28 protein-coding genes and 2 tRNA genes are annotated in these 26,573 nt (G+C 36.8%); 19 read left to right on the top strand and 11 right to left on the bottom strand.

Annotated elements, in window-relative coordinates; all coding sequences use genetic code 11:
• The 8 genes from sapB to ABN256_RS00585 all read left to right on the top strand — a co-directional run bounded on the left by sapB (position 1) and on the right by ABN256_RS00585 (position 7,096).
• Positions 1-966 (top strand): putrescine export ABC transporter permease SapB, encoded by a 966-nt coding sequence (sapB, locus tag ABN256_RS00620; protein ID WP_115349660.1) that lies wholly within the window; start codon positions 1-3, stop codon positions 964-966.
• Positions 953-1,846 carry a putrescine export ABC transporter permease SapC gene (gene sapC, locus ABN256_RS00615; protein WP_072067958.1) on the top strand — a complete coding sequence of 298 codons (894 nt, stop codon included), beginning with the start codon at positions 953-955 and terminating at the stop codon, positions 1,844-1,846. Before sapB ends, sapC begins: the two co-directional genes overlap by 14 nt.
• Positions 1,846-2,847: a putrescine export ABC transporter ATP-binding protein SapD gene (sapD, locus tag ABN256_RS00610; RefSeq protein WP_072067957.1), complete on the top strand. Its 1,002-nt coding sequence runs from the start codon at positions 1,846-1,848 to the stop codon at positions 2,845-2,847. Before sapC ends, sapD begins: the two co-directional genes overlap by 1 nt.
• Positions 2,837-3,646 carry a putrescine export ABC transporter ATP-binding protein SapF gene (gene sapF / locus ABN256_RS00605; protein WP_072067956.1) on the top strand — a complete coding sequence of 270 codons (810 nt, stop codon included), beginning with the start codon at positions 2,837-2,839 and terminating at the stop codon, positions 3,644-3,646. Before sapD ends, sapF begins: the two co-directional genes overlap by 11 nt.
• A 207-nt stretch (positions 3,647-3,853) precedes the next feature.
• Positions 3,854-4,642, top strand: a complete 789-nt coding sequence (fabI, locus tag ABN256_RS00600; RefSeq protein WP_072067955.1) for an enoyl-ACP reductase FabI — start codon at positions 3,854-3,856, stop codon at positions 4,640-4,642.
• 303 nt (positions 4,643-4,945) lie between these two features.
• A complete protein-coding gene (locus ABN256_RS00595; protein WP_196553136.1) occupies positions 4,946-5,647 on the top strand; it encodes a DUF3592 domain-containing protein in 702 nt (233 codons plus the stop codon).
• A gap of 217 nt (positions 5,648-5,864) precedes the next feature.
• On the top strand, positions 5,865-6,476 hold the full coding sequence (gstA, locus tag ABN256_RS00590) for a glutathione transferase GstA (protein ID WP_196553137.1): 612 nt from the start codon (positions 5,865-5,867) through the stop codon (positions 6,474-6,476).
• Between the two features lie 152 nt (positions 6,477-6,628).
• Positions 6,629-7,096 (top strand): hypothetical protein, encoded by a 468-nt coding sequence (locus ABN256_RS00585; protein WP_196553138.1) that lies wholly within the window; start codon positions 6,629-6,631, stop codon positions 7,094-7,096.
• Between the two features lie 189 nt (positions 7,097-7,285).
• On the opposite strand, the gene pdxY is transcribed toward ABN256_RS00585, so the two are convergent.
• The 4 genes from pdxY to anmK form a co-directional block, all read right to left on the bottom strand.
• Complete coding sequence (gene pdxY, locus ABN256_RS00580; protein ID WP_196553139.1) at positions 7,286-8,155, bottom strand: pyridoxal kinase PdxY; 870 nt, start codon at positions 8,153-8,155, stop codon at positions 7,286-7,288.
• Positions 8,156-8,276: 121 nt separating this feature from the next.
• A complete protein-coding gene (gene tyrS / locus ABN256_RS00575; RefSeq protein WP_072067950.1) occupies positions 8,277-9,551 on the bottom strand; it encodes a tyrosine--tRNA ligase in 1,275 nt (424 codons plus the stop codon).
• Positions 9,552-9,683: 132 nt separating this feature from the next.
• Positions 9,684-10,337 carry a pyridoxamine 5'-phosphate oxidase gene (gene pdxH, locus ABN256_RS00570; protein ID WP_164526218.1) on the bottom strand — a complete coding sequence of 218 codons (654 nt, stop codon included), beginning with the start codon at positions 10,335-10,337 and terminating at the stop codon, positions 9,684-9,686.
• Between the two features lie 45 nt (positions 10,338-10,382).
• Positions 10,383-11,495 (bottom strand): anhydro-N-acetylmuramic acid kinase, encoded by a 1,113-nt coding sequence (anmK, locus tag ABN256_RS00565; RefSeq protein WP_115349655.1) that lies wholly within the window; start codon positions 11,493-11,495, stop codon positions 10,383-10,385.
• Between the two features lie 219 nt (positions 11,496-11,714).
• Here anmK and ABN256_RS00560 point away from each other — a divergent pair, with 219 nt between their 5' ends.
• Positions 11,715-12,182, top strand: coding sequence for an outer membrane lipoprotein (locus ABN256_RS00560; RefSeq protein WP_072067947.1), 468 nt, complete (start codon positions 11,715-11,717; stop codon positions 12,180-12,182).
• A 173-nt stretch (positions 12,183-12,355) separates the two neighbouring features.
• On the opposite strand, the gene slyA is transcribed toward ABN256_RS00560, so the two are convergent.
• Both slyA and ABN256_RS00550 read right to left on the bottom strand, forming a co-directional pair.
• Entirely contained in the window at positions 12,356-12,784 is a 429-nt protein-coding gene (gene slyA, locus ABN256_RS00555) for a transcriptional regulator SlyA (RefSeq protein WP_196553140.1), read from the bottom strand.
• 453 nt (positions 12,785-13,237) lie between these two features.
• Complete coding sequence (locus ABN256_RS00550) at positions 13,238-13,477, bottom strand: DUF1289 domain-containing protein (RefSeq protein WP_197269253.1); 240 nt, start codon at positions 13,475-13,477, stop codon at positions 13,238-13,240.
• 183 nt (positions 13,478-13,660) lie between these two features.
• Here ABN256_RS00550 and gloA point away from each other — a divergent pair, with 183 nt between their 5' ends.
• Together gloA and rnt are read left to right on the top strand one after the other, a co-directional pair.
• Positions 13,661-14,068 (top strand): lactoylglutathione lyase, encoded by a 408-nt coding sequence (gloA, locus tag ABN256_RS00545; RefSeq protein ID WP_036937247.1) that lies wholly within the window; start codon positions 13,661-13,663, stop codon positions 14,066-14,068.
• A 94-nt stretch (positions 14,069-14,162) separates the two neighbouring features.
• A complete protein-coding gene (gene rnt, locus ABN256_RS00540; protein ID WP_349438905.1) occupies positions 14,163-14,801 on the top strand; it encodes a ribonuclease T in 639 nt (212 codons plus the stop codon).
• Between the two features lie 122 nt (positions 14,802-14,923).
• On the opposite strand, the gene ABN256_RS00535 is transcribed toward rnt, so the two are convergent.
• Positions 14,924-15,262 carry a Grx4 family monothiol glutaredoxin gene (locus ABN256_RS00535; protein WP_072070287.1) on the bottom strand — a complete coding sequence of 113 codons (339 nt, stop codon included), beginning with the start codon at positions 15,260-15,262 and terminating at the stop codon, positions 14,924-14,926.
• 421 nt (positions 15,263-15,683) lie between these two features.
• Positions 15,684-16,151 carry an OB-fold protein gene (locus ABN256_RS00530; protein WP_196553142.1) on the bottom strand — a complete coding sequence of 156 codons (468 nt, stop codon included), beginning with the start codon at positions 16,149-16,151 and terminating at the stop codon, positions 15,684-15,686.
• Positions 16,152-16,829: 678 nt separating this feature from the next.
• On the opposite strand from ABN256_RS00530, the gene ABN256_RS00525 reads away from it, so the two are divergent.
• Complete coding sequence (locus ABN256_RS00525; RefSeq protein WP_349438904.1) at positions 16,830-17,645, top strand: sulfite exporter TauE/SafE family protein; 816 nt, start codon at positions 16,830-16,832, stop codon at positions 17,643-17,645.
• 348 nt (positions 17,646-17,993) lie between these two features.
• A complete protein-coding gene (gene sodB, locus ABN256_RS00520; protein ID WP_072062546.1) occupies positions 17,994-18,572 on the top strand; it encodes a superoxide dismutase [Fe] in 579 nt (192 codons plus the stop codon).
• 137 nt (positions 18,573-18,709) lie between these two features.
• On the opposite strand, the gene cydH is transcribed toward sodB, so the two are convergent.
• Positions 18,710-18,793 carry a cytochrome bd-I oxidase subunit CydH gene (gene cydH, locus ABN256_RS19170; RefSeq protein WP_109400341.1) on the bottom strand — a complete coding sequence of 28 codons (84 nt, stop codon included), beginning with the start codon at positions 18,791-18,793 and terminating at the stop codon, positions 18,710-18,712.
• 267 nt (positions 18,794-19,060) lie between these two features.
• Here cydH and purR point away from each other — a divergent pair, with 267 nt between their 5' ends.
• A complete protein-coding gene (gene purR / locus ABN256_RS00515) occupies positions 19,061-20,086 on the top strand; it encodes an HTH-type transcriptional repressor PurR (protein WP_036937255.1) in 1,026 nt (341 codons plus the stop codon).
• Positions 20,087-20,108: 22 nt separating this feature from the next.
• Here the strand turns inward: purR and punR are convergent, their stop codons facing one another.
• Positions 20,109-21,011, bottom strand: coding sequence for a DNA-binding transcriptional activator PunR (gene punR / locus ABN256_RS00510; protein ID WP_072070292.1), 903 nt, complete (start codon positions 21,009-21,011; stop codon positions 20,109-20,111).
• Positions 21,012-21,129: 118 nt separating this feature from the next.
• On the opposite strand from punR, the gene punC reads away from it, so the two are divergent.
• Entirely contained in the window at positions 21,130-22,347 is a 1,218-nt protein-coding gene (punC, locus tag ABN256_RS00505; RefSeq protein ID WP_196553145.1) for a purine nucleoside transporter PunC, read from the top strand.
• Positions 22,348-22,654: 307 nt separating this feature from the next.
• The gene (gene cfa / locus ABN256_RS00500) at positions 22,655-23,809 is read left to right on the top strand and encodes a cyclopropane fatty acyl phospholipid synthase (protein WP_115349645.1); all 1,155 of its coding nucleotides are present in this window, start codon (positions 22,655-22,657) and stop codon (positions 23,807-23,809) included.
• A gap of 98 nt (positions 23,810-23,907) precedes the next feature.
• Here cfa and ABN256_RS00495 read toward each other — a convergent pair whose 3' ends face one another.
• Complete coding sequence (locus tag ABN256_RS00495) at positions 23,908-24,555, bottom strand: riboflavin synthase subunit alpha (protein WP_072070298.1); 648 nt, start codon at positions 24,553-24,555, stop codon at positions 23,908-23,910.
• Between the two features lie 313 nt (positions 24,556-24,868).
• Here ABN256_RS00495 and ABN256_RS00490 point away from each other — a divergent pair, with 313 nt between their 5' ends.
• From ABN256_RS00490 to ABN256_RS00480, 3 genes are all read left to right on the top strand, one after another.
• A complete protein-coding gene (locus ABN256_RS00490) occupies positions 24,869-26,242 on the top strand; it encodes an MATE family efflux transporter (RefSeq protein ID WP_196553147.1) in 1,374 nt (457 codons plus the stop codon).
• 149 nt (positions 26,243-26,391) lie between these two features.
• A tRNA-Val gene (locus ABN256_RS00485) sits at positions 26,392-26,468 on the top strand.
• A 29-nt stretch (positions 26,469-26,497) separates the two neighbouring features.
• Positions 26,498-26,571: transfer RNA gene (locus tag ABN256_RS00480), tRNA-Val, on the top strand.
• The last annotated feature ends 2 nt before the right edge of the window (positions 26,572-26,573 follow it).

Raw genomic sequence — 26,573 nt, 5'->3', positions numbered from 1 at the left:
ATGATTATTTATTCAATACGTAGATTGCTTTTATTGCTTGTGACACTGTTCTTTTTGTCACTCGTGAGCTTTAGCCTGAGCTATTACACACCAAATGGTCCATTAAGTGGTGCATCACTAATAGATGCCTACTTTTTCTATGCTCACAATATGATTCATTTTGATTTTGGTATTTCCTCTATTAATGGAGAACCCATTAAAGCGCAATTAATTGAAGCATTGCCAGCAACAATGGAGCTTTGCACCTTAGCCTTTCTTTTTGCCTTAATTGTGGGTATTCCCGCAGGGATCATTGCTGGTGTTTGGCGTAATAAATCTGCTGATATTATTATTAGTAACTTTGCGCTCTTAGGTTTTTCTGTGCCTGTTTTTGGACTCGCTTTGTTATTAACACTGTTCTTCTCTTTAAAACTGGGTTGGCTTCCTGTTTCTGGTCGTATTGATTTACTTTATAACTTACAGCCTATTACAGGCATTGCATTAGTTGATGCTTGGTTATCTAATTCGCCTTATCGCCAGCAAATGATTATTAATGTGTTACAACACCTGATTTTACCTGTAACAACACTTGCTATTGCACCTACAACGGAAGTTATTCGATTAATGCGCAATAGTACGGAAGAAATTATGTCAGAGAACTACGTGAAGGCAGCCGCAACTCGAGGTCTCTCACGTTTTACTATTATTCGTCGCCATATTCTTCATAATGCTTTACCCCCTATCATCCCTAAATTAGGCTTACAGTTCTCTACCATGCTTACACTTACCATGGTGACTGAAATTGTATTTAACTGGCCGGGACTCGGTCGCTGGTTAGTCACAGCAATCCGCCAACAAGATTACTCTGCGATTTCCGCAGGAGTGATGTTAGTAGGTTCAATGGTCATTGTTGTCAACGTCTTGTCAGATATTGTAGGCGCTATGAGTAACCCAATGAAACACAAGGTGGGATATGCCTTTAGATAGCCAGTTTTATAAAGAGAAAAAAACACCGACACCCGCAGCGGTGATTTGGCAATGTTTTTCTAAAGACGTTATCTCAATGGTCGGGTTTTATGGTGTTCTTTTTCTCTTAGTATTGAGTGTAATTGGCCCTTATATTGCGCCTTATGCTCTTGATCAACAGTTTTTCGGTCATCAATTAACGCCACCATCTTGGTATCAAAATGGGAACGTTTCTTACTTTTTTGGTACAGATGACTTAGGCCGAGATGTTTTTAGTCGAATTTTAATTGGGACAAGCATGACCTTTGGTGGTGCATTTATTGTCACTTTTGCTGCGACATTAATGGGTTTGATTATTGGTTGCTTTGCGGGGATGACTCATGGTTTAAAATCCGCCATTCTTAACCATATATTAGATACCTTATTATCAATTCCATCACTACTTCTGGCCATTATTGTTGTGGCTTTTGTGGGAACAAGCCTTGGTCATGCCATGATAGCGATTTGGCTAGCCTTGCTACCTCGCTTAGTCAGAATGATCTATTCTGCGGTCAATGATGAATTAAACAAAGAGTATGTCATTGCTTCTCGACTTGATGGCGCATCTAATATTTCCATTTTATGGTATACCGTATTACCCAATATTACCCCTGTATTGGTCTCTGAATTAACGCGTGCTTTTTCAATCGCTATTCTTGATATTACCGCATTGGGTTTCCTCAATTTAGGCGCTCAGCTTCCTTCTCCTGAATGGGGTGCCATGCTGGGTGATTCACTTGAGTTAATTTATGTCGCCCCATGGACTGTCTTGATTCCGGGTGCCACAATTATGATCAGCGTTTTATTGGTGAACCTATTAGGAGATGGTTTACAGCGTGCAATAAATGAGGGAGTTGAATAATGCCTTTATTAGATATACGCAATTTAACCATTGAATTTATGACACCTGATGGGCCAGTTAAAGCCGTCGATCGTGTTTCTATCACCCTAAATGAAGGTGAAGTCAGGGGTCTTGTCGGTGAATCAGGATCAGGTAAAAGCTTAATTGCAAAAGCCATCTGTGGCGTTACTAAAGATAATATCAACGTAACCGCTGATCGTTTCCGATTTGATGATATTGATTTACTTAAATTATCACCGAGAGCGCGACGTCGTGTTATTGGTCATAATATCTCAATGATTTTCCAAGAGCCGCAATCTTGTCTTGATCCTGCAACAAAAATTGAGCAGCAGTTGATACAAGCTATCCCAGGCTGGACATTTAAAGGCCATTGGTGGCAACGCTTTCATTGGCGAAGACGTCGTGCAATTGAATTATTGCACCGTGTAGGTATTAAAGATCACAAAGATATTATGCGCAGTTACCCTTATGAATTAACCGAAGGTGAATGCCAAAAAGTGATGATAGCCATCGCCATTGCTAATCAGCCTCGATTACTGATTGCGGATGAACCAACTAACGCAATGGAACCCGCAACACAAACACAAATATTTCGTTTACTTACTCGACTCAATCAAAATAATAATATGACAATTCTTTTGATTAGCCATGATTTGCAATGGATGAGTAAATTGGCGAATAAAATTACAGTGATGTATTGTGGTCAAATGGTTGAAACTGCCTCTCCCGATGAACTATTAGTGACGCCTTATCATCCTTATACTCAAGCATTAATACGCTCTATTCCTGATTTTACCAACTCATTGGCACATAAGAGCCGTTTAAATACATTACCTGGAGCAATTCCTTCGCTTGAACATTTGCCCGTCGGTTGTCGTTTAGGCCCTCGTTGCCCATATGCACAACGTCAATGTATTGAAGCCCCTCGGTTACGTTTATTTAAAAACCATGCCGTGGCTTGTCATTTTCCGTTAAATGTGGAGCCAACTGATGTTCGATAAATTGCTTGAGGTAAAAAATCTTTCAAAAACCTTTCGCTATCGCACTGGATTATTTCGGCGTCAACAATTAGAAGCTGTAAAGCCAGTTAGTTTTACACTTGAACCCAAACAAACCTTAGCCATTATTGGTGCTAATGGTTCAGGAAAATCTACATTAGCAAGAATGTTATCAGGTGTAACTGAACCTACAGGCGGGGATATTTTTATTAATGGGCATCAGCTCCATTTCGGTGATTATCCTTATCGTAGTCAACGCATTAGAATGATATTCCAAGATCCCACTAACTCATTAAATCCACGCCAGCGTATCGGTCAAACATTAGATATTCCTTTGCGTCTTAATACAGATCTGAGTGCTATTGAACGTGAAAAGCGCATTTATCAGACATTACGCCAAGTAGGTCTTTTGCCTGAACATGCCAATTATTATCCCCATATGTTTGCATCAGGTCAGCGCCAACGTATTGCGCTCGCAAGAGCATTAATTTTACAACCTCAAGTGATTATTGCTGATGAGGCCATCGCATCATTGGATATGTCTTTACGATCACAAATTATAAACTTGATGTTAGAACTGCAAGAAACTCATGATATTGCCTATATTTATGTAACACAAAACTTAGGTATGACTAAACATATTAGCGATAAGATTATTGTGATGGATAATGGTGAAGTTGTTGAACGCGGTAATACAGCTGAAGTTCTTGCTTCACCTTTGCATGAAGTCACACGAAGATTGGTTGCAAGCCATTTTGGTGAAGCCTTAACAGCCGAAGCTTGGCGTCAAGATTTAACTTAAGTATAAATAATATAGGTCTAATGTTAATTGCACATTATTTCACCCTTTTTCCCTAACTCCTCGGAGGTGCTAGGGAAATTAAACAAATTTACAAATGTCGTGGTAGAATCAGCCACGTTTATTAACAATAAGCGTGATAACCCAACAGATAAATAAAACTGTGAATGATGTTATTATCGCGATTTACGAAAAAACAAGGATACAGCTATGGGCTTTATGACCGGCAAACGCATTCTTATTACTGGTGTTGCTAGTAAATTATCAATTGCTTATGGTATTGCCAAAGCTATGCGTGACCAAGGTGCAGAACTTGCATTTACTTACCAAAATGAAAAACTGAAACCACGCGTTGAAGAATTTGCAGCATCATTAGACTCAAATATCGTATTAGAGTGTGATGTGTCAAAAGACGAAAGCATCGATACCATGTATGCAGAACTTGCAAAAGTTTGGCCAAAATACGATGGTTTTGTTCACTCTATCGGTTTTGCGCCAGCTGACCAATTAGATGGTGACTATGTTAACGCTGTTACTCGTGAAGGTTTTAAAATTGCTCACGATATTAGCGCATACAGCTTTGTTGCGATGGCAAAAGCAAGTCGTGAAATGCTAAATCCAAACTCTGCACTGTTAACTCTGACTTATTTAGGTGCTGAACGTGCAATCCCTAACTATAACGTTATGGGTCTGGCTAAAGCATCTTTAGAAGCTAACGTACGTTACATGGCAAACGCCATGGGTCCTGAAGGTATTCGTGTTAACGGTATCTCTGCTGGCCCAATCCGTACATTAGCAGCATCTGGTATCAAAGACTTCCGTAAAATGTTAAGCCACTGCGAATCAGTAACCCCTCTGCGTCGCACAGTAACAACCGAAGATGTAGGTAATACTGCTGCATTCTTATGCTCTGACTTATCAGGTGGTATTACTGGTGAAATCATCCACGTTGATGGTGGCTTTAGCATCGCAGCAATGAATGAATTAGAACTAAAATAATTCTATTGTCTGAATAACAAAAGCCAGCCTTAATGATTTTAGGCTGGCTTTTTTATGAAAATAACATTCCTGCGTATCTTCATTTCATCCATCCTGTTAGATTTTTTAAGTTTTTTTATGTTTAATTATTTTGCTTTTTTGTTGATAAATATCCATATTTCATCTTGTTTTCACTCTTTTTGAACTTCATATTTAGAGCAATTACTTTTTAGCTAAATTTAACTTTTATTTTTTAGTTAATTCCTATAATCTTTTCACTCATTACAGATAAAATAATCACATATTAATAAAAGGATTTAATGTATGAAGAAATTTAAATTCCTGTTTTATATTTTTGCCATTATCGGCGTGATTATTTTTATCATCGCTTTATTTGTTATTAAATCAGAATTACATTTAGTAAGAAACGGAATAGAAACAACAGGTGTTGTTATTGATCAAAATATGAGTAAGTCCTCTAGTGAAAGAAGTATTTATCACCCTATTATTCAATTTACTACTAATGATAATAGAGAAATTACTTTTCGTTCACTAGAAGGAAGTAACCCACCTCGTTTCCATATTGGTGAAAAAATCAGCGTTATTTATCTTCAAAATGATCCTCAAAGAGCGACAATTAACAACTTTTTAGGTTTATATGGTGCGGGCACTATATTAGGTATTTTTAGTTTAGCATTTGCCTCAACGGGTCTTATCCCTTTGTATTTTATAAGAAGAAGAGCCAATAGAGATCAACGATTAAAACGGGATGGCATGCCTATTAATGTGAAAATATCTGAGGTTATTATTAATAATAATATTCGAATTAATCACCGTTCTCCTTATCAAATCATTGCAGATTATCATGACACATTAAACAATCGTTTAATTCGTTATAAAAGTGGTTATATCTTTTTTGATCCCACACCTTATATTAATAAAGAGCTAGTTACAGTCTATGTCGATAAGAAAAAACCCAAGATTTATTATCTTGATATTTCTTTTCTACCTTCATTTGAAGAATGATAATTAAATGCTCTAAATATAATTAATATAAAGAATACTTATTTTCTTATAATTTCATCAATTATCTGTCTTGTTCACAGATTTACAAAAGCCTTTTTCATTTGCATCATTTGAGTTTGCTAATTTCTTAGAACACCTTATTATCTTATGTTAATGAAGATATTTTTTGATATCTGTAAGTCATTATCACCATCTCATTGATAGGGAGCTATTCAATATGAAATTGTACTACACACCGGGTAGTTGCTCACTTTCCCCTCATATCGTTTTACGTGAAACAGGCCTAGATTTTTCTATTGAGCGCATCGATTTACGTGCTAAAAAAACAGAATCAGGTAAAGATTTCCTAACCATCAACCCTAAAGGGCAGGTTCCTGTTCTTCAATTAGATAATGGTGATATTCTGACTGAAGGCGTTGCTATTATTCAATACCTTGCAGACTTAAAACCAGACAGAAATTTAATTGCACCAGCAAAAACATTAGAACGTTATCACCAAATAGAATGGTTAAACTTTCTTGCGAGTGAAGTTCATAAAGGCTATAGCCCATTATTTTCACCAGACACACCTGTAAGCTACCTACCTGTAGTTAAAACCAAACTCAAAAGTAAATTTGCTTATATCAATGATGTCTTAAGCAAACATAAATTTGCATGTGGTGAGTATTTTACTGTTATTGATGCTTACTTATTTACATTAAGCCAATGGGCACCGCATGTTGGCTTAGATTTAACTGATCTAACACATCTACAAGATTACTTAAAACGTATTGCACAACGCCCTAATGTGCACAGTGCATTAGTCACTGAAGGACTCATTAAAGAGTAACTTTTGATTTTTTAATTAAAATAGCTCAAGTGTTCTCAATTTACTTGAGCTATTGTTTTTTAAATATATCTCTATGTAACAGATATTGTTATCTAAAATAATATACTTTCATATCTATATTTAAAAATTACTCAGGAAAATTACCTTATTACATGATCAACGTTTCTACTTACTTAAAAATAAAAGATAATTTTATTAATATCAATGACTATAATGGCTTATTAAAAAATACTTTCTATATTGAAGGTGCCATAGAATTATCTATTTATAATATCAAAGTAATTGATATAGAAATGTGGGATTATGTTGACCAATTATGGAGTTACCTGATTGAATCTTTAGTTAAAATAAATAAAAATCAAGAAGCTAAAATAAATTTCCCCGATCAACCTATTGAAATGAAATTTCAACCTATCAATGAAAATGTGCTCATTGTCATCAATGCCAATGAATCACGAAAATCTTTTATTAAAAAAGACCTGTTTATAAGAACAATGGCATTACATGCACAAGGCTTTTTTAATAAATTAACAACATTTAAAGGTATTATTCTTAATGATTATGCTATCGATTTTCAAAATATAGAAAATTTACTAAAAGACAATGAATATAAACCATAAAAATGCTCAACTTTATTTAGCTCCTTCATTCGATATTTTTATCAATAACCTAATGAGTGAAGATGAGATAGATGGCTTATAATATTATCGTTGTTTGTATAATCCATCGATATCTTACAACTGGACTGCTAGAAAAACGGAAACTATTAAGCCTCCGTTCTTGTTTTAATTAAATACGCTTTATTGCAATTAATCTATCTGTGTTGCGCAGAATTTATGTGTTGGATGCACCATTTGATCTTGTGCAGCAACGAGTTGCAATTCGTACTCATTCATTTCTTTCGTTTTAAGCATCACTTCATAAACTGCCGCGGCAACGTGTTCTAGTGCGGTTTGTAATTCAACCCCTTTGAGTAAATCCACCAGCATTAAACCACTGGTTAAATCACCGACTCCCACAGGTTGACGCTCACCAAAATCAACTAATGGCCGACTAACATGCCAACTATGTTCTGCGGTTACTAACAGCATTTCAAAACGATCATGGCGATATCCAGCACGTGATAAGTGTTTTACTAATACAATCTTAGGGCCTTGTTTACACAATTCACGAGCAGCGTTTACGCATTCATCAACGTTGTGAAGAGCGTTACCACCACTTAATGTTTCAAGCTCTAAAAGATTAGGTGCAATAATATCGCTAATTGGCAAAGCCTCTTCACATAGCACACCTGAAACAGCAGGAGGAACAATACACCCTTTTTCAGGATGTCCCATCACTGGATCACAAAAATACCATGCATTAGGATTGGCTTGTTTTACTTTTTTAACGATATCAACAATGCGCAAACCTTGTTCAGCCGATCCTAAATAACCACTTAGTACAGCATCACATTGCGAGAGCTTGCCGATTGCGGCAATACCATCAACAATCTCAGTAATATGTTCTGCTGACATGACGCAGCCAGTCCATTTTTCTGGATATTGTGTGTGGTTTGAAAATTGCACTGTGTTTAAAGGCCAAACGTTCACACCCATACGACGCATTGGAAACTCAGAAGCACTGTTACCCGCGTGACCGAAAACAACATGAGATTGAATAGAGAGTATATTTTTCATGACATAAACCGATTATTGTGAATACACACAACACCCAAGCTTTATCATCATAGGCGAGGTATATACGTTATTTATTGTTATTAAGAAAAAGGGCAACTCACTAGCTGCCCTTTACTGTCAATTATTTCCAGATAACAAGGCAGTAATGTTTTTTACCGCGACGTAAAATAGAATAATGACCAAATAAGAAATCTTTTTCTTCAAAAACGTATTCAGGATTGTCTTGTTTTTCGCCATTAATTGAAACGGCGTTAGAGCCAATCATTGTACGAGCCTGACCACGAGAAGGAACTAATTCTGCGTTAACTAGCGCTTGTTGCAAATCACTGCCTTTTTCTAACTCAATTGTAGGCATGCCGTCTTGTGCTAATTGTTCAAGATCAGCTTGTGTTAAGTCTGCAATTGCACCAGAGAATAAGCTTTCTGTAATACGTTTAGCGGCGACTAATCCCTCTTCACCATGAACTAAACCAGTAACTAGTTCTGCTAATACACGTTGAGCACGAGGCGCTTGACCGCTATTTTTATCTTCTTCTTCAAGTGCATTAATTTCTTCAATACTCATAAAGGTGAAGAATTTTAAGAAGCGATAAACGTCAGCATCTGCTGTATTGATCCAGAACTGATAGAATTTGTATGGGCTTGTTTTCTTCGGATCTAACCAAACCGCACCGCCTTCTGTCTTACCGAATTTAGTTCCGTCAGATTTAGTAATTAATGGTACAGTCATACCAAATACTTGTTTCTGATTGAAACGACGGGTTAAATCGATACCTGAAGTGATATTACCCCACTGATCAGAGCCACCGATTTGTAATTCAACACCTAAATGCGTATTTAATGACGCGAAGTCATAAGCTTGTAATAGGTTATAGGCGAATTCAGTAAAAGAGATCCCCACATCGTCGCGGTTTAAACGTTGTTTAACCGCTTCTTTGTTGATCATTTGGTTCACAGAGAAGTGTTTACCGATATCACGCAGGAATGTCAGCACATCCATTTGACCAAACCAGTCATAGTTGTTTGCTAATTCCGCACTGTTTTCACCACTGTCGAAATCTAAGAAAGGTGACACTTGTTTACGAATTTTTTCTACCCATTCGTGAACAGTATCTTGGGTATTCAGTTTGCGCTCGGTGGCTTTAAAACTAGGATCACCAATCAGACCCGTTGCACCACCCACCAACGCCACAGGCTTATGCCCGGCTAGTTGGAATCGTTTTAAACACAGCAAAGGAACCAAATGCCCCAAGTGCAGGCTATCAGCGGTAGGATCGAAGCCACAATAGAGAGCGATAGGACCTTGCTCCAAACGCTCTACTAAAGCTGCCTCATCCGTGACCTGAGCGATTAGCCCACGCTCCTGCAATTGTGTGATTAGGTTCTTGCTAGACATCAATGACTCCATCGGTTTATTGTTTTTTGTCTATTTAAAATATAAGTGAAACACAAGTGGTATAGCATAAAGCGCCACTACGTTAAGTACCAGTAGAAAAAGGCTTTTTGAGGAAAATTTATTAACGCACTATTAAGGTGCTAATCGCTCAATATCCCATCCTTGTGGTGATTTTTGGTAGATAAAGCGATCGTGTAGACGATTTTCTCGTCCTTGCCAAAATTCAACAGATTCAAATGTCACACGATATCCACCCCAGAAGCTCGGTAATGGGACTTCTCCATTTTGGAATTTCTGTTTTAATTCCAAAAATTTACTTTCTAACACGCCTCTTGCGGAAATACGAGAAGACTGTTGAGAAGCCCAAGCTGCAATTTGACTATCTTTAGGGCGACTATGGAAGTATTTCAGAACTTCAATAGGCGAAAGCTTTTCTGCCTTCCCTAAAAAACAGACTTGTCTTTCTAAGGGATACCAAGGAAATAACAAACTCACTCTTTGGTTATGTTCTAAATGACTCGCTTTACGACTCCCCAAGTTGGTGTAAAAAACTAAGCCATGTTCATCAAAGTGCTTTAATAACACGATACGCTGATAAGGTTGTCCATTTTCATCAACAGTTGCAACACACATTGCTGTAGGATCACTTAAACGCGCTTCACAAGCTTGTTTTAACCATTTCTCAAACAACACCAATGGCTGTTCAGTTAATTCATGACGTCGTAATCCACCGTTCATATATTCACGGCGTAAATCGGCAACATCAATAAAATCAAGATCTGTCATTTTTCACACTCTCTCTTTTGAGAAACTGCGTTCAGCATATCACGCTTAACGAGGATTTGTAGGGTAAATCGCCCCTAAAACAGTTTCTCTTGATGCCCCTGTGACAGAAGGTAAATTTCCTGATTCATTGGCAATAGTTCTAGCTGCGAGCCAAGCAAATGCAAGAGCCTCCATATCATCACCACTTAAACCATATTTATCTGTAGCAGCCACTTCTGTGCCTGGTAACAATGAAGCCAAACGATGCATGATTTGCCCATTTCTAGCGCCTCCGCCACAAACTAAAAGGCGTTCACATCCCCCGCTTAATTGTATTTGTTGCACAATACTGATAACGGTTAATTCAACTAAAGTAGCTTGTACATCTTCAGGGAAGACATTAGGTACTCTTTCTAAATGATAGTTTAACCATTGTGTATTGAAATATTCTCGTCCTGTACTTTTAGGTGCTGAACGAGAAAAATAAGGATCAGACAGCATGTCTTTTAATAATGCAGCATTTACTTTCCCGGTTGCTGCCCATTGCCCATTATCATCATAAGGCGTTTGGTTATGTATCCAGTTCCAGCTATCTAACAACATATTGCCAGGGCCTGTGTCATAGCCTTTTACTGCGACACCAGGCAATAGTAATGAAATATTGGCAATTCCCCCAATATTTAGAATAATACGTCTCTCGATAGAATGCCCTAATACTGCAAGGTGAAAAGCAGGTACTAAAGGCGCACCTTGCCCACCATATGCTATATCACGACGACGGAAATCACCGACAGTGGTGATCCCTGTCAATGCGGCTACACGATTATTGTCACCGATTTGCATAGTAAATGGCATATCACTTTCAGGTTCATGCCAGACCGTTTGTCCATGACACCCTATCGCCGTAATATCGCTTGCACTAAGTTTTACTTTTGCCAGTAACTCTATAATTGCTTGAGCATATAGCTCCCCTAATTGCGCGTCTAATAAGCCTAGCTCATGTAGAGTAGTAGGTTGTCCTTGGCAAACAGCTAAAATACGTTGACGTAGAAGTTGAGGATAAGGTAAAAAATGAGTTTCTTGTTGTGCAACGAACTTATTATTGATTGCAGCTAATACAACATCAACACCATCTAAGCTTGTGCCAGACATCACGCCAATGTATCGCCCTGCTCTCATGTTCTTTTCCTTATAATCAAGATGATGCAAATTTTTAACATATAATGTTATATTCTCTTTTTCAGAAATCTCTTCTGTTTTTACTATCGGCCTTTACTATATAGTAAGCTATATATTATTAAAATCAGTGTCGACATAAGTAAAAATAGTCTATAACTGATACTAGATAACATTGGTATAACCTGAACAATGTACATCAGGTTTTCTTTAGGAGTAACTATGTTTAAGCATTTACTTATTGGTCTTTTTACAATGACCGTTCTTACTGGTTGTGTGAACACAAGTTCATTATCGGGCGACACTTACACCGCAAGCCAAGCTAAACAAGCGCAAAATATTACTTATGGTACGATTGTTTCTGTTCGTGCAGTTAATATCCAAGCCGGCAGTGATGAGAACATCTTAGGTGCCGTTGGTGGTGCTGTTCTTGGCGGAATGTTAGGTAACACTATTGGTGGTGGTACAGGTCGTAACCTTGCAACAGCAGCTGGTGCAATCGCAGGTGGTATGGCAGGACAACAAGCACAAGGTGCATTAAATACAACCAAGGGTGTTCAAATTGAAGTTCGTCTAGATAGCGGTAAAACCGTGGCTATCGTTCAAAAAGCAGATAATACTGTTTATAGCCAAGGTCAACGTGTTGCAGTTATTGGTAATGGTAATAATTTAACTGTATCTCCTAGATAGTTTATGGATATAAAACAGGCAACTTAATGTTGCCTGTTTTTTTTATGGCCTAATAATGAATTTAAAGAGAGATTAAATATATAACCCACCTATTTATTACCCTCACGTAATAATTATTATCACAATAGTAATTAATCTTTATTTAAATAGATTATATATTGATTTTTAAATTATTAGCTACTTAATCTATTTATGTTTTTTTCCAACTTTTGAATAATACCAATTAATGTTTCAATTTCATCTCGTTGAATATCACCCAATATTTCTCGTCTAGTTTGCTCTATAACTGCATAGACTTCATTAATAAAAGGTTCTGATTCGTTTGTTAATTTTATACGTTTGGCTCTACGATCATTTGCACATGTATGTCTACATATCAGTTTTTTTTCTTCCAGTTGATCAAGTGTTCTTACTAAAGAAGGTTGCTCTATACCTATAGCTTTAGCCAATTGTATTTGTGACTGCTCTGGCGGTAATTGGCTAATATTATACAAAGTGACCCAATGGGTTTGAGTTAATTTTAATGGTTTGAGACGATGATCAATTAAAGCACGCCATAATCGAACTAAACGCGCCAAATCAGCTCCTAATGTTGATTCCACTTATCTCTCCTTAATTAGCATTTTCAGTCAACTTATTGCAAAGTTTAGATATTCATTTTTAATACAACATTTACCTATTCTTTTTAATTAGAATATTTACCTTTAATAACTAATATAATTATATTCCTATTTATTAGATAAGTAATTATTTTCAAGACTTTATTAGTTTATTTTCTTTCTGACAACGAAAGTTCTTAAAGAATAACCTTGTTATAAAAACTAATCTATATTTTTTTACATAATAACAATCATTATTTCACGATTTATATCCCTGCAAAGAAAAATATTTTTGTTATCATGCAATTACAAATAAATAACCATTAGAAATGTTTTTAATCAATATAATTGTATTAATAAAGAAAAAATAATAAACCAACTAACTATAATAAATAACAAAAATGAATTAAAAAAACACTTCATTTATTTTTCAAAATTAAAAAACAAGTGGAAAATTTAAAATAAATTAAGTTGTTTATTTTCTTTTTCTATTGTTGCTCCTCCTTTTTTAAATGATCTTAAATAACGTTGCTGACAAAGGCGTAATACATTTCTTTTATCTAGTGCGCTCATTGTTGACCAATTAAATCGTTCTTGCCGGTTACGATAGCATCCCATGCAATAGCCTTGAGCGTTCATTTCACAACATCCAATACAAGGACTAGGAATATCAAAAAATTCTAATTGATCTTGCATTTGATTTCCCCCCCCTGTTGTTTGTTACTATAGAGTATAGTTAATGGAGATATTATCTGCACAATGCACTGATTGAACTGTTAAGGGTGTAGTAAAATTGAACTTTAGGGCTTTAACGCGCTATAGTACTGCGCCATCAGTTTATCTGTAAGGTTTAACATTAAAAAAACACGAGAGGTTTATATGCGAGTACTTCATACCATGATTCGTGTAGGCGATTTACAACGTTCTATCGATTTTTATACCAAAGTATTAGGTATGCAACTTCTACGCACTAGCGAGAATGAGGAATATAAATACTCGTTAGCTTTTGTGGGCTATGGTGATGAGAGCACCGGTGCGGTTATTGAATTAACCTATAACTGGGGCGTAAACAGCTATGAAATGGGAACGGCTTTTGGCCATGTTGCGCTGGGTGTTGATGATGTTGCAGCAACCTGTGAAGCAATTCGTCAAGCTGGCGGTAATGTTACCCGTGACGCAGGCCCAGTTAAAGGTGGTTCAACTATTATTGCTTTTGTTGAAGATCCTGATGGGTACAAAATCGAACTCATCGAAAATAAAAGTGCAAGTCACGCACTAGGTAACTGATTTTTATTTAACCAGAAAGATAATCTCTTTATCTTTCTGGCCTTGCTTATTATTAATTTCCGATATTTTATTTTTATCGGATAAGTACAATTTGATGCCTGAAATAAATAATCCCAATAAGCTTTGTAACCGTTTTCGAGGTTACTACCCTGTTGTTATTGACGTTGAGACAGGTGGATTTAATGCAAAAACAGATGGTTTACTTGAAATTGCAGCCATTACATTAAAAATGGATGAACAAGGTTGGTTAAAACCTGATAACACGCTACATTTTCATGTTGATCCCTTTGAAGGTGCTAATCTAGAACCTGCTGCCTTAGAATTTACAGGCATTGATCCAACAAATCCACTTCGTGGCGCAGTCAGTGAATATGAAGCTTTACATGCTATTTTTAAAATGGTACGTAAAGGAATGAAGGATGCTGATTGTAACCGTGCCATTATTGTGGCGCACAATGCAAATTTTGATCATAGCTTTGTCATGACGGCGGCTGAACGTGCTGGGTTAAAACGAAACCCTTTTCATCCTTTTGCCACATTTGATACAGCGGCGTTAAGTGGATTAGTATTGGGACAAACTATTTTAGCTAAAGCCTGTATTACTGCAGGAATACCTTTTGATAGCAAACTTGCTCATGGTGCGTTGTATGATACGAATCGCACATCATTACTTTTTTGTGAATTAGTTAATCGCTGGAAAAAGCTCGGTGGATGGCCATTACCAACACCTTAATTCTATTATTTCAATAATAACAATATGAATAACAGAAAAAGCCAGTTCATCACTGAACTGGCTTTTTTATTGAATACTTTATTTTTATTTCTTTTAATATCAATATATTAAAAGAAAAACAATTAGGCTTCTTCTTCGCCGCGATATTTATCAGCAGTCTCTTTTAGTAACTTCTGTAATTCACCGCGCTGATACATTTCTAAAATGATATCACATCCACCGACTAATTCACCATCTACCCATAATTGTGGGAAAGTTGGCCAGTGTGCATATTTTGGTAATTCTGCACGAATATCTGGGTTTTGCAGGATATCAACATACGCAAAACGCTCACCACAAGCAGAGATAGCTTGAACTGCCTGAGCAGAAAAACCGCAACTTGGTAATTTTGGTGAACCTTTCATATATAAAATAATTGGGTTTTCATTAATCTGGCGTTCAATTTTTTCAATAGTCGTCATTTGTAAGTCCTTACAGCCTTTTATATTCAATATGCTTTATAGGGGAAAACATGAAAGAAGAATACCACTTTATATTAGAAAGCTCTATATAAGTTTAGTTATCAATATAAAACAATAAGTTGGTATCAAATTACAATACTATTGACGAGAAAATGCACGATAATGCATAAAAATAAATCAACAAGTTATAGATGTTTATGTGTGTGTTTTACCTTATTATTTCACCTTTACGATCTACGTATTCACTTTCTAAGATGTTAAAAAAGATACGTACTGTAAAAACAGGTAATTCTTTACAACTCTATTTTCGTTATTTATTTTTTATCGGTGATAATACACTAAAAGCCCCAATTAAGAGGCTGGATACATTTCAGATGAGAAAATCATCATAACTCAAACCAATTAACCTAATTCATATGACTTATTGCTGTATGGTTCCGTTGTCTAAAAGGATCAAGCAACCCAGTGCATATGTAATATCAGTTATTTCACCTTTTATTTTCACAGTTTGTCCTTTCTTAATTTTAAGGACATTTTCTTCTTCGCTTGGTTTTAAAGTATATGACGCACTGGTTTTATTATTAAATGAGATAGCAACGACTTTAGGTGGGGTCGGTTTATAGAGGTCATATCTAACGACTTCATCCAAACTTCTGATATTAGTCACTCTTCCCTCCAAAATGACCCACTTACCTCTCCATTTTTTCTGAGCAGCTATTTCATTATCATTAAAATCCTTGCATATTCCTGCATAAGAAGCTTCTGTTACTGTTGATTCCATTGATGGAACTATTTGGCTAACAGCACTATTAACTGAGCGAATAGCTTCATTTATTTTACATCCCGATAATAATATAATTGCAGATAATAATAACACTCTCTTTTTCATAAAAAATCCTTTATAGCGTCAAAAAAAGACATATAAAAATATAATAGGTAAATAAACAACTTCCTCGCCAATTTTGTAGAGAAATACATTACTACTTAAACAGCTTAATGTTTTTATTTTATATTAATGGAAATATAAATGAACGATACTATAACTGTCTATTGTATGATTTAAAATAAGAAAAGTCTCTCGCCTTAAGCTTTAATGAAGAAATAAAATAATAGCATTATATTCCAACTTAACCACCATCACCACACAATAGTATCGCCAAATAATTCTTTATTGTGTCTTTATATCTAAACTTAGGGTTTATTATTCTACACACTACTATTATTCCCCATAAAAATTAATTCGGAAATTTAAATATAAAGATTTAAATATAGAATTCATTATAGCGATATTGATAAAGTATGTTGCATTCTTCTTTATTGGAATTATATTCAGTTAAATATTTTTACATCTTAAAAAGAAGAAAGGAAAATATAAAAAATTCGAAAAATAACTATTTCTATACTTCGGTTAACAATAGCCCCCTACCATATTAATTTGTAATCTTTTTTTAATCACTAAGAGCCTGAACGCCCAGTTTTTGATAACTAGCGATTTAATGCTACCTTCCTAAAAGGATATAATGTATATAAATGGGTTTATGATAAATCCTGATGGGTAGTATTAATTATGGAGATGATTTTACTTTTTCTTTTAGTGGGATGTATCACGGGCTTCTTTGCTGGATTACTTGGTATTGGAGGAGGAGCAATCATTGTTCCCGTCGTTATGTATGTGGTTAGCCAACAAGCAATACCTCTTGATATGGTAATGAAAATAGCCTTATCCACATCATTTTCTGTCATTATATTTTCTACGGCATCTTCGGCATACTCTCATAATAAACATAAAGCCATTTTATGGCAGCAATTTCCTCTATTAGCCATAGGTACTATTATTGGCATGCTTGTGGGAACATTTCTTGTACAAAAAATGTCGAACACTTTTTTGCAAATCGTGTTTTGTATTTTCATGATCTATACCATTTATGGTTTGTTAACCAAAAAGAAAGAAACAGAACGCATTGAAAATGTTAAAGATCCTATTGTCTCAAAACCTGCACTAACAAGTGGTGGTTCACTTATTGGTTTTGTCTCAAGCTTTATTGGTATTGCTGGTGGCACTATTACCATTCCGCTCTTAAGTCATTGGGGATTTAATACACGTAAATGCATTGCAACTTCATCAATGTTAGGAGTAATTATTGCCCTAATTGGCACAACGATGGGGATTATTTATGGTTGGAACCAAACGAATATTCATGACTATTATTTAGGTTTTGTTTATTTACCTGCATTTGTCGGAATAAGCATTACTAGCGTGCTTTTCGCCCCTGTTGGAGTAAGAGTGGCTTATCGCCTGCCAATTTCCAAAGTCCGCCAAATATTTGCATTATTTTTATTTTTAGTCGTTGTTAAAATGATATATACACTGATTATCGAATAAGAAAAAAACAAAAATACTTTTATATCAATGAAATAAGTAAAATTAGAGATGTTTTTTTATAACCCTGAAATAATCGTATTAATAATAATACTTTCATTTAGCACAATAATGGCTTTACTGCTTTACGCGTCGCTTGGTGGGATATACTCTTATGAGTATAATTAATCAATATGCCTTATAACGATAGATAAAAGATATTTAGCTGTTATTTCAGCAAATTTTTGTTAAAATAATTAGCAAAATAGTAACAAGTTAGTGATTCATTTGCCTCATTTTATCAATTCAGATGATCTTGATGAAATGATTTCAGGCACAAAACCCGAAATAGATAGTATAAAGGAGTACGCAATGTCTTTCGAATTACCAAAATTACCTTATGCGTTAGATGCTCTTGAGCCACATATCTCTAAAGAAACATTAGAATACCACTATGGTAAACATCACCAAACCTATGTAACCAACTTAAACAATCTGGTTAAAGGTACTGATCTAGAATCTAAATCGTTAGAAGAAATCATCAAATCGACTGATGGTGGTATCTTCAATAACGCAGCACAAGTATGGAACCATACTTTCTACTGGAATTGCTTAGCACCAAACGCTGGTGGTGCACCAACAGGTAAAATAGCTGATGCTATCAACAAAGCATTTGGTTCTTTTGAAGAGTTCAAAAAGCAATTTAATGATGCGGCAGCAAAAAACTTCGGTTCAGGTTGGACTTGGTTAGTGAAAAAAGCTGACGGTTCAGTGGCAATTGTTAACACATCTAATGCAGCAACACCAGTTTCAGGTGCAGACAAACCACTGTTAACTGTGGATGTATGGGAACACGCCTACTATATCGATTACCGTAACGCACGCGTGAAATATTTAGAAGAGTTCTGGGCTCTGGTTAACTGGTCATTTGTTGAAGCTAACCTAGCTTAATTGAACTTGATAATCAAAGATGAGTGATTAAGATTCGTTTTTGGTAACATAATAACAAAGGGCCTTGAGCCCTTTGTTATATTCAGATATTCGATAATTTATAATTCAAATTGATCGGATATTTTATAAAACAGAGATTAGAACAACAGCGTTGAAAATATAACGATCATAACAAGTGCTGCTACTGCTGTACTCAAACCAAATTTCAGATCCGTATCCATCTATTCTCCCTCAAAATGATTATAATACACATTATTAACCATAACCTTGTCATGGTTAATTATTATCACATATCAAAATTTGCTAAAATAGCGACCAGTGCACAATTTATAACATTGATTAATACTTTCACTTTTGAGCTAGATCATACAAAATTCACAGCTAATCGCTAAATTATTGCCAGTGTTTGCCCTATGTATGACTATACTGGCAGTTAAACCATAAAATTAGATAAAAGAGACCAATGAAGGTCAGGAGTTTTCCACACCATGGCAACAATAAAAGACGTGGCAAAACGCGCAGGCGTATCAACCACGACTGTTTCTCATGTGATCAACAAAACGCGTTTTGTTGCAGAGAACACACGGGCAGCAGTTTGGGCCGCTATAAAAGAATTAAATTATTCGCCTAGTGCCGTGGCGCGTAGTTTAAAAGTCAATCATACCAAATCTATTGGCCTGTTAGCCACGTCCAGTGAAGCTCCTTACTTTGCTGAAGTGATTGAAGCAGTTGAAAACAGTTGTTATAGCAAAGGCTATACACTGATTTTATGTAATTCACATAATAATCTTGATAAACAAAAAGCCTATTTAGCAATGCTGGCACAAAAACGCGTTGATGGATTATTAGTGATGTGTTCTGAATATCCCGATCACCTTCTCACTCTTTTGGAAGGTTATCGTAATATTCCCATGGTTGTCATGGATTGGGGTAAGGCCCGTGGCGACTTTACAGATACAATTATCGATAACGCTTTTCATGGTGGTTATATCGCTGGCCGTTATCTTATCGAACGAGGTCATCGCGATATCGGTATTATTCCTGGTCCATTAGAGCGCAACACCGGCGGTGGTCGTCTACAAGGCTTTCTAAAAGCCATGGAAGAAGCCAAAATCACAGTAAAAGATGAGTGGATTGTACAAGGTGACTTTGAACCTGAGTCAGGTTATAAAGCGATGTATCAAATGCTAAATCAAAAACAACGCCCTACTGCCGTTTTTTGTGGCGGTGATGTGATGGCAATGGGAGCAATCTGTGCTGCAGATGAGCTAGGTTTACGTGTTCCTTTTGATATTTCAATTGTGGGTTATGACAATATTCGTAATGCACGTTATTTTACCCCTGCATTAACCACTGTCCACCAGCCTAAAGAACGTTTAGGTCAAATGGCCTTATCTATGTTGCTTGATCGCATCGTTAACAAACGTGAAGATGCCCAAACAATCGAAGTACACCCTCGATTGGTTGAGCGTCGTTCAGTTGCTGATGGTCCTTTTATCGACTATCGCCGCTAATTCCTATTCAGCTATATAATATCTAGCGAAGCCATTCCTCATTTAAGGTTTGGCTATCTCCAAGATAATCTAACAACCACGTCAAAGCGGGCGATTCACTTTTATCAACCCACGTCAGACAGCATGGACTGTCTGGCAATGGCTGTGCAAGTTTTAAAGTAACTAGCTTACCTTGGGCTATCAATGGCTCAGCACGATGCCAAGGCACCATTCCTACACATAATCCTGCCAACAAACACTCAAGCCCCATATCCCATGTTGGTACAACCATTCTACGTTGGTTATTTAACGCCCAAGTGTCACGCTTTGGTAAACTACGTGATGTATCCTCTAAACATAAGCTAGGATAAGGTCGCATTTCATCATCGGTTAATGGGTGTTCTGCTTTAGCTAATGGATGATCAACATGGCAAACACAGCGCCAAGGCATAAAACCCATATCCCTGAAACTATAACGTTCACCAATCGGTGACGCTCTTGTTGCACCAATTGCTAAATCAACACGACCATTAACTAAGGAGTCCCATACCCCATTAAACACTTCTGGGTAGACATACAACTCAATATCAGGAAAATGGCGATAGAAATCGAGAATAAGCTGTTGTGTTCTTTCGGGTTTAACAATGCCATCAACTGCTATACTAAATTGACCACGCCACCCATTGGAAACCTGTTGACATAGGTGTCGAGTGTCATTCATTTTTTTGATAACAGATCGCGCTTCTTTGATGAAAATTTTACCCGCATCGGTTAATTCTACATCACGGTGACGGCGCTCAAATAAAGGAACGGCGAGCCATTCTTCTAATTGCCGAACAGTATAACTAACGGCGGAGGGCACTCTGTGCAATTCTTGAGCAGCGGAGCTAAAACTTCCTGTTCTAGCGACTGCATCAACAACTTCTAAAGAGTATTCTGACCACATAGAGTTTATTCCTTTGAAAATTTTTCACAGCATTAACCAAATATTCCCGTTTCACAAGTAAAATAGGTCTTAGTTACAATACATAAAATGTTCTACATCACATAGCATAGAAAATAAAATGAATACTAAAACATCCACACAATCAAAAACACCTATGAGCTTCATGGTGTACCTAGCAGGTTTAAGTATGCTGGGTTACTTAGCAATTGATATGTACTTACCTGCATTCGGTATGATGCAGCGTGAACTCGCTATCAGCGAAGGCGCTATCAGTAATAGCTTAAGTATCTTTTTATTTGGTTTTGCTGTTGCTCAGTTACTTTGGGGACCACTTTCTGACAAAGTTGGTCGTAAACCTATTCTTCTTATTGGTTTAAGCCTTTTCTCTTTAGGCTGTCTTGGTATGTTGTGGGTTGAAAGTGCAACAGGTTTACTTGCGATGCGCTTCTTACAAGCTTTTGGTGTCTGCTCTGCAGCTGTTATTTGGCAAGCATTAGTTATTGATCGCTTCGATGAATCTCGCGCACAACACGTTTTTGCTTTAATTATGCCACTGGTTGCATTATCACCCGCACTCGCCCCTTTAATTGGTGCCTCACTATTAAATCACGGCGGCTGGCGTATGATTTTCATGCTACTAATGGCAGTAACACTTGTTTTAATGTTACCAACATTAATGCTGAAAAATATTAAACAAAAATCAGTCTCCGATGCAAACCAATCTACTGCGTCATTTATGACATTACTGAAATCACCTCTATATACAGGTAACGTATTAGTTTACGCTTCTTGTAGTGCAGGTTTCTTTGCTTGGTTAGCAGGCTCACCTATTATTCTTGAGAAAATGGGTTACTCACCACAGGATATCGGTTTAAGCTATATTCCACAAACTATTGCCTTTATGGTTGGTGGTTATGGTTGTCGTATTTTACTGTCAAAAATGACGGGTAAAGCATTATTACCCCTGCTGTTAATTGGTTATGCCGTTAGTATGACTGCATTATACCTTGTTGCTAAATTTACTGAGCCAACATTAACTACGATCTTAATTCCGTTCTGTATTATGGCTGCAATGAATGGTGCATCTTATCCAATCGCTGTATCTAATGCTTTATCAGCTTACCCTGAAATCAGTGGTAAAGCAGCCGCATTACAAAATGCACTACAACTGGGTCTTTGTAGTTTAGCAAGTTTTATCGTGTCTGCGTTTATCAGCCAACAACCGCTTATTAACACCACCGCAATTATGGCGTTAACTGCGATCCCAATGGCAGTTGGTTACTTTATTCAGCGTAATAAATCCGTTAGCAAACACACAATTCAAACAGCAGAATAATCGCACTCATATTTTTGGGAATATTCTTAAAAAGGCTATTTTATAAAAAATGGCCTTTTTATTTCCTAGAGAAAAATAATCTACGTCTCTATACTTACCTATACGCTGTAATAGCGTTTTATTTATTTTTCCTTTCGGATTTTGAGGCATTAAACAGATTATTAGCTGATTATGTCAGATTAGTTGTTTTATTAATTCTATTCGTTCAATTCATATTGAACACAATACCATTTTAATACTGTCAATCTGTACACATCCTTTTTTAGCTTTATGTCTCAAAACCCGCTTAGTTTACGCCGGAGAGTATATGAGTACATCTTGTGTAGAAGAAGGCCGAAAGACCTCTCATGATCCTTATAAAAGGATCGCTATCGAACTATTAACTCATGCAGATATTCGAGTAAATGGCTCTGAACCTTATGATATTCAGGTTCACAATCAAAATTTTTATAAAAGAGTATTGCAACAAGGCTCATTAGGTCTCGGTGAAAGCTATATGGACGGTTGGTGGGATTGTGAGCGACTTGATATATTCTTTCATAAGGTATTGCGTGCAGGCCTTGAAAATAAGCTTCCGCAGAATCTACGTGATATTTTCAAAATTGCAACGGCCCGTCTTTTTAATCTACAAACACAAAAACGTGCATGGATGGTTGGTAAAGAGCATTACGATCTTGGTAATGATTTATTTACATCTATGCTTGATCCTAATATGCAATATTCCTGTGGCTATTGGAAAAATGCAGATAACTTAGCACAAGCTCAAGAACACAAATTAGATCTTATTTGCCGGAAGCTCGATTTAAAACCTGGTATGACTTTATTAGATATCGGTTGTGGTTGGGGTGGGCTTGCCGCTTACGCAGCAAAACATTTCGGTGTTTCTGTCACTGGTGTCACCATTTCTGTTGAACAGCAAAAATTGGCACAAGCACGATGCCAAGAACTTGATGTTAATATTATTTTAGAAGATTATCGCGATTTACATGAACAATTTGATCGCATCGTTTCTGTCGGTATGTTTGAGCATGTTGGCCCTAAAAATTATGCAACGTACTTTAAAGTAGCTCGTCGTAACTTAAAAGAAGACGGTCTATTTTTATTGCATACCATTGGATCTAATCGCGATAAAGTGAATGTAGATAGTTGGATAAGTAAATATATCTTTCCTAATGGTTGCTTGCCATCGATTCAAAAAATCGCACATGCAATGGACGGTAAGTTTGTAATGGAAGATTGGCACAACTTTGGTGCTGATTATGATAAAACTCTAATGGCATGGTATCAGCGCTTTTTAACCTGTTGGCCAGAGATTGAATCAAATTATACACCGCGCTTTAAACGCATGTTTAGCTATTATCTAAATGCCTGTGCTGGTGCATTTAGAGCCAGAGATATTCAATTATGGCAAATCATGTTAAGCCCTAAAGGGCAAGTTGGTGGTTTACAAATTCCACGTTAATTTTAATTAAAAACAAAAAAGCCAGTTTAATCAATGAACTGGCTTTCTTTTTACTTTAGCTTAAAAAGCAACAAAGCTAATAAGTCATAATGTTATTATTACTCTTCGTTTTCACTTTGCTGTGCTGCTAATAAAGCTTGTTGCTGTGCCATAACACGTTCGACTGTATCCACAATCGCTTGAGTTTGAGGATCAAGTTCAATATTCACTTTATCGCCAAGACGTTTACAACCGAGTGTCGTTCTGTCTCGTGTTTCTGGAATAAGATGGACACAGAATCGGTTATTAACCACATCACCAATAGTCAGACTAATACCATCAATACCGATAAAGCCTTTATGCAAAATGTATTTCATCAGCGATTTATCGAAGATACGAAACCAAATTTGTAAATTGTTTTCTGAAGTAATAATTTTGGCAACTTCGGCGGTTGTGACAATATGACCAGACATCACATGCCCGCCTATTTCATCGCCGTATTTAGCTGCGCGTTCAATATTAACTTCAGAGCCCACATTTAATTCACCAAGGTTAGTGAGACGTAACGTCTCTTTCACTAAATCAAAGCTAATGTGCGTACCTTCAATTTTAGTAACCGTTAAACAGCAACCATTATTCGCAATAGAGGCTCCTGTTTCTAAGTTACCGACTAACTCTTTCGGTAATTCAATGATATGGGTACGAAAATCGCCTTTATCTTCTATAGCAATAACTCGCCCTTTTCCCTGAACAATACCTGTAAACATCTTACATCTCCTTGGGTAGATAAACTGGTAAACTCAATTTAGGCTTATGCTAGTTAGAATAACATAGCTCTTATTAATACAAAGGAACAATTATCGTATTTATTCCTTGCTGAGAACTGCCGTTAAATATAACGTAAAAACACCTAATAAATTATCAAAATCCTGTGTTTAAAAAGCTAAGCATCTTTCATTGCTAATTAAACTTTTATCATTAGAATATGCGTTCTTGAGGATCTCTTTACGCCATTTTAACAATACGGCGTTTATTCTCTTCCTTTCCTTCCTTTTTCTTATAATAAATAAAGGTGTATGCGTGCAGAAGTACATAAAAGAAGCGCGTAGCTTACTTGCTTTAGGCATCCCCGTTATCATCGCGCAATTTTCCCAAACGGCAATGGGTGTGGTTGATACTGTTATGGCGGGTGCTGTAAATGCCACAGAAATGTCTGCGGTAGCAGTAGGTACGTCTATTTGGTTGCCAACGATTTTATTAGGTCAAGGCATATTAATGGCATTGACGCCAATCGTTGCTCAATTAAATGGATCAGGACAACGAAAACATATTGCGGATCGTACACAGCAAGGTTTTTGGCTCGCCACATTCTTGTCTATTATGGTAATTGCCGTTCTTTATAACAGCCGATTTATTATTGAAGCACAACATGATATCGATCCTGAATTAGCTGAAAAAGCGATTGGTTTTATTCATGCCATTATGTGGGGAGCACCTGGTTGTCTTTATTATCAAGTATTAAGAAGTCAGTGTGAGGGATTATCCAAAACAAAACCCGGTATGATCATTGGTTTTATTGGCTTGTTGATTAATATCCCTGTGAACTATGCCTTTATTTACGGTAAATTTGGTGCACCACAATTAGGCGGCATTGGTTGTGGTGTTGCGACCGCCTCTGTTTTTTGGGCAATGTTCTTGATGATGCGTTATTACGTGCGTCGTGCTCCCACACAGCGCGATGTTATGCCTAAAAAACGGTTTGTTAGCCCTGAGTTAAATACGATAAAGCGTATTACCTTTTTAGGGTTACCCGTTGGATTAGCACTCTTCTTTGAGGTGACTTTATTTGCTGTTGTTGCACTGTTAGTCTCGCCTTTAGGCGTTACAGCTGTTGCCAGTCATCAAATCGCACTTAACTTTAGTTCACTGATGTTCATGTTCCCTCTTTCATTGGGAATAGCAGCAACCATTCGTGTGGGTTATAACTTAGGACAACGATCTACAGAGCAAGCGCGTATCTCTGCGATCACGGCACTTGCCGTCGGGTTAATGCTTGCCAGCTGTACCGCTATTTTTTCTATTATCTTTAGAGAAAAAATTGCCTTAATGTATAACGACAATCTTGAAGTGGTAACATTAGCTTCTCACTTAATGTTATTTGCTGCCCTTTATCAGTTATCAGATTCGGTGCAAGTTATTGGCTCGGGTGTGTTACGTGGGTATAAAGATACACGTTCTATCTTCTTTATTACTTTTATTGCTTATTGGATCATTGGTCTGCCTTCAGGTTATATCTTAGGGCGTACTGATTATTTTGTTGAAGCGATGGGTCCTGCGGGTTTCTGGATTGGCTTTATTCTTGGTTTAACGGCTTCAGCCATTATGATGGGATCTCGCATTTGGTGGATCCAGCGTCAATCTGATGAAGTGGTGTTATTACGCTCAGAGCGTTAAACGAAAAGGTTAATTTGGCAAGGGAATGACACAAATATCAACAAATAGCTTTAAATACGAGCAGTTGAGTATAAATTTGTGTTTTTCCTCTTGCCAGAATCGGATCATCTCGTTAATATTCGTTCCCGTTGTTACCCAGAATAGATAATGCGTCCATAGCTCAGTTGGTTAGAGCACCACCTTGACATGGTGGGGGTCGGTGGTTCGAGTCCACTTGGACGCACCATTTATTTTTCAACAACATCTCAATACAGTGCGTCCATAGCTCAGTTGGTTAGAGCACCACCTTGACATGGTGGGGGTCGGTGGTTCGAGTCCACTTGGACGCACC

This window comes from Proteus sp. fly-1008 (assembly GCF_040140305.1).
In the GTDB taxonomy this organism is placed as follows: Bacteria; Pseudomonadota; Gammaproteobacteria; order Enterobacterales; family Enterobacteriaceae; genus Proteus; species Proteus vulgaris_B.
The sequence above is the reverse complement of the archived record's forward strand: the minus strand, read 5'-3'. Positions and strand labels throughout refer to the sequence as shown.